Here is a 4,615-nt window from a genome sequence, read left to right as displayed (position 1 = left end):
AGCAGCAGACGCCGCACCCCACGCTCGGCCACCACATGCCGCGCGAACAAACCCCCCAGACCACCCGTACCACCAGTGATCAACACCGTCCCCTCGGGGTTCCAGACTCCGCTCGCCTCCCCGTCAGGGTGAGAGCCGGGGGCCAACCGCGCCAGCCGCGCCACCCGCACCTCACCATCGCGCACCGCCACCTGCGGCTCACCCGAGGCCAGCACCCCGGCGAGCACACCGGGCAGTGCCGACAGCGAAGACTCCCGTCCGTCCACGTCCACCAGTACGAACCGGTCAGGATTCTCCAGCCGCGCGGAGCGCACCAAACCCCACACCGCCGCGGCCGCCAGGTCGGCCACCACCTCGCCGTCCCCTGCCGTCACCGCTTCCCTGGTCACCACCACCAGACGCGAATCGGCGAACCGGTCATCGGCCAGCCACCCCTGCACCACGTCCAGAACGCGAGCGGTCAGCGCATGCGCCGACTCCACCACTTCGCCCGCCGGATCCGAGACGGCCTCCATCAGCACCACACCCGGCACCGGCCCCGCCTCAACCAGCGACGCCAGATCCACATGAGTGGAGGCCGCTCGTCCGGTCGCCTGCCAAGCGCGGGTGATGTCCAGAACGTCCTGGCCGAGTATCGCCGTCGGGAGCGCGTCAGCTGCCGGGAGATCCACCGACGACGTCCACTCCACCTGGAACAAAGCATCCCTACCCGCACCCCCACCAGAAGCGGCCAACACCTCCGACGCCACCGGCCGCAACACCAACGACCGCGCCGACACCACCAAACCCCCACCCCCATCCACCGCCACCACAGAAACCGCATCACCCCGAGTCCTCACCAACCGCACCCGCAACTCCGACGCCCCACCCGCATGCAAACACACCCCACCCCACGAGAACGGCAACCGCCCACCCTCAGCCTCGTCCAACCCCACAAACGGCACCGCATGCAACACCGCATCCAACAACGCCGGATGCACCCCGAACGACCCCGCACCCGACACCACCTGCTCAGGCAGCACAACCTCCGCGAACACCTCACCCTCAGAACCCCGCCACGCCCTCCTCAACCCCCGAAAAACCGGCCCATACTCCAACCCACCCTCAGCCAACCCCTCATACACCCCGTCCAACTCGATCACCGACGCACCCCGCGGCGGCCACACATCCGTCTCGAAACGCGTGACGACCTCGCCACCGGTCCCCGTGACCTGCCCTCGGTCTTCCCCGACGTGACCGCCGCTCGCCAGCACACCCGAGGCATGCCGCACCCAGCCATCGTGATCACCGGCATCGGCCGGCCGGGCATGGACGCTCACCTCACGCCGACCCGACTCCTCGGCCGGCCCCACCCGCACCTGCACCGCAACCGCGTCGTCCTCACCCAGCACCAGCGGCGTGGTCAGGGTCAGCTCCTCGACCAGGTCGCAGCCGACCTGGTCACCCGCGCGGATCGCCAGCTCCAGGAAGCCGGTACCCGGGAAGATCACCATCCCGCCCACCGCGTGATCCGCCAGCCACGGATGCGACCGCAGCGACAACCGTCCCGTCAGCAGCGCGTCACCGGAATCGGCCAGGCCCACGGCCGCGCTCAGCAGCGGATGGCCCGCCGCCTCCTGTCCCAGACCGCGAGCATCCGCGATTCGCCCGACACTCGGCCAGAACCACTGGTGCTGGAAGGCATAGGTCGGCAGCGCCACCCGGCGCCCGCCCGCGAGCACCGCCTCCCAACCGATCGCCACGCCACGCACGTGCAGCTCGGCGAGAGCCGTCATGATCGCCGACTGCTCGTCCCGGTCCCCGCGCAGCACCGGCACCGCCACCGCGCCCGTTTCACCCGCGAACGCGACAGAAGAGCCCTCGGCCCTCGGATCGGAACCGGCAAACTCGGCGATGGTGTCGGACGCCATCGCGGCGAGCACCCCGTCGGGGCCCAGCTCCAGATACGCCCGAACCCCCTGAGCGTGCAGCGTACGGACGCCGTCGGCGAAGCGAACCGCGCCACGCACCTGCTCCACCCAGTACTCCGGCGAACACAACCGCTCCGCCGTCGCCAACTCCCCGGTCAACGTCGACACGACCGGAATCCGCGGCGCACCGTAGGTCAGCGACCCCGCCACCGCCCGGAACTCCTCCAGCATCGGATCCATCAACGGCGAATGGAACGCATGCGACACCCGCAACCGCTTCGTCCTGATCCCCCGCTCCTCCAGAGCCGCGGCCACCTCAAGCACCGCCTCCTCCACCCCGGAGACCACCACCGAGGACGGGCCGTTCACCGCCGCGACCGACACCTCCTTCTCCCGCCCCACCAGCAGCTCGGCGACCTGCTCCTCGGAAGCCGCCACCGACACCATCGCCCCACCGGCAGGCAACGCCTGCATCAACCGCGCCCGACCCGCCACCAACACACACGCATCCGCCAGCGACAACACCCCCGCCACATGCGCAGCCGCGATCTCCCCGACCGAATGACCGGCCAGCACATCAGGCCGGATCCCCCACGACGACACCAACCGGAACAACGCCGTCTCCACCGCGAACAACGCAGGCTGCGCCCACCCCGTCCGATCCAGCAACCCCGCCTCCACCGACCCCGGCTCGGCGAACACCACCTCACGCAACGAGCGACTCCGGTAATGCTCGGCCGCCTCGCGGTCCGGCTCCCCCTCGAACTTCTCCAGCAGCGGATCCAGCTTCGCGATCACCTCGTCCAGCGCCGTCGCGAACACCGGGAAACGGTCGTACAGCTCCCGGCCCATCCCGGCGCGCTGGCTACCCTGACCGGTGAACAGGAACGCCAGCTTCGGTTCACCCGCTGCCACCCCGCGCACCACACCCGCACCCGGCAGGTCCCCGGCCAGCGCACCCAGCCCGGCCGACACGCTCTCACGGTCGCCGACCACCACCGCCCGATGCTCGAACGCCGACCGCGTTGTCGCCAGTGAGAACGCCACATCGGCCAGCCCCAGACCGGGCTCACCCTCCAGGAACGACGCCAACCGCCCGGCCTGCGCCCGCAACGCCTCCACCGTACGACCCGACACCACCACCGGCAGCACACCCGCAGGTGCCTCGCTCCGCGAAACCTCTTCGGGTTCCGGCGCCTCCGGCCCCTGTTCGATGATCACGTGCGCGTTGGTGCCACTGATCCCGAACGACGACACCCCCGCACGCCACGGCCGCTCCACCTGCGGCCACCGCGTCGACTCGGTCAGCAACCTCACCGCACCGGCCGACCAGTCCACATGCGACGACGGCGCGTCCACGTGCAACGTCCGAGGCAGCACCCCGTGCCGCATCGCGAGCACCATCTTCATCACACCCGCCACACCGGCCGCCGCCTGTGTGTGCCCGATGTTCGACTTGATCGAACCCAGCAGCAGCGGCCGATCCTCCGGCCGATCCTGACCGTAGGTCGCGAGCAGCGCCTGCGCCTCGATCGGGTCACCCAGCGTGGTACCGGTCCCGTGCGCCTCCACCACGTCCACGTCGGCCGACGACAGTCCGGCGCCGGCGAGCGCCTGGCGGATCACCCGCTGCTGCGAAGGACCGTTCGGCGCGGTCAGGCCGTTCGACGCGCCGTCCTGGTTCACCGCCGACCCGCGCATCACCGCGAGCACCTCGTGGCCGTTGCGGCGCGCGTCCGACAGCCGCTCCAGCACCAGCACCCCGATGCCCTCGGACCAGCTCGTGCCGTCCGCCGCGTCGGCGAACGCCTTGCACCGCGCGTCGCCGGCCAGCCCGCCCTGCGCACTGAAGTCGATGAACGCACCCGGCGACGCCATCACCGTCACACCACCGGCCACCGCGAGCGAGCACTCACCCGAACGCAGCGCCTGCGCCGCCAGATGCATCGCCACCAGCGAGGACGAGCAGGCGGTGTCCACCGTCATCGCGGGACCTTCCAGCCCCAGCGTGTACGAGATCCGCCCCGACAGCACGCTCCCCGCGTTGCCGGTACCGAAGAAGCTCATCACATCCGGCGGGAACTCCACGCTGGACGCGTAGTCGTGATACGACACTCCGGCGAACACGCCGGTGCGGCTGCCCTTCAGCGAGATCGGGTCCATGCCCGCCCGCTCGATCGCCTCCCAGGTGGTCTCCAGCAGCAGGCGCTGCTGCGGGTCCATCGCGAGCGCCTCACGCGGCGAGATCCCGAAGAACCCCGGATCGAACTCCCCGGCCTCGTGCAGGAAGCCACCCTCACGTACGTAACTGGTGCCGGGCCTCTCGCGGTCCGGGCTGTAGAAAGCGGCCAGATCCCAGCCGCGCGTCGTCGGGAACGACGAGATCCCGTCCCCGCCCTCGGCCACCAACCGCCACAGATCCTCCGGCGAGGACACCCCGCCCGGATAACGGCATGCCATGCCCACGATCACGATCGGGTCGTCGGCCACCGGCATCACGGACGCGGGGATGATCACGTCGGCTCGCTCGCCGAGCAGCTCACCCAGCAGGAACTCCGCCAACACCACCGGAGTCGGATAATCGAACACCAACGTCGCCGGCAGCCTCAACCCGGTCGCCGCGTTCAACCGATTACGCAACTCCACCGAGGTCAACGAGTCGAAACCCAACTCCCGAAACTCCCGGCGCACCTCCACCGACTCCG

1 protein-coding gene is annotated in these 4,615 nt (G+C 70.2%); it reads right to left on the bottom strand.

The features are described from left to right. On the bottom strand, window positions 1-4,615 hold a 4,615-nt coding region (locus ACFY3V_RS39635), incomplete at both ends, for a beta-ketoacyl synthase N-terminal-like domain-containing protein (protein WP_389780465.1).

The organism is Streptosporangium sp. NPDC000095 (assembly GCF_042899335.1).
GTDB lineage: Bacteria > Actinomycetota > Actinomycetes > Streptosporangiales > Streptosporangiaceae > Streptosporangium.
The sequence above is the reverse complement of the archived record's forward strand: the minus strand, read 5'-3'. Positions and strand labels throughout refer to the sequence as shown.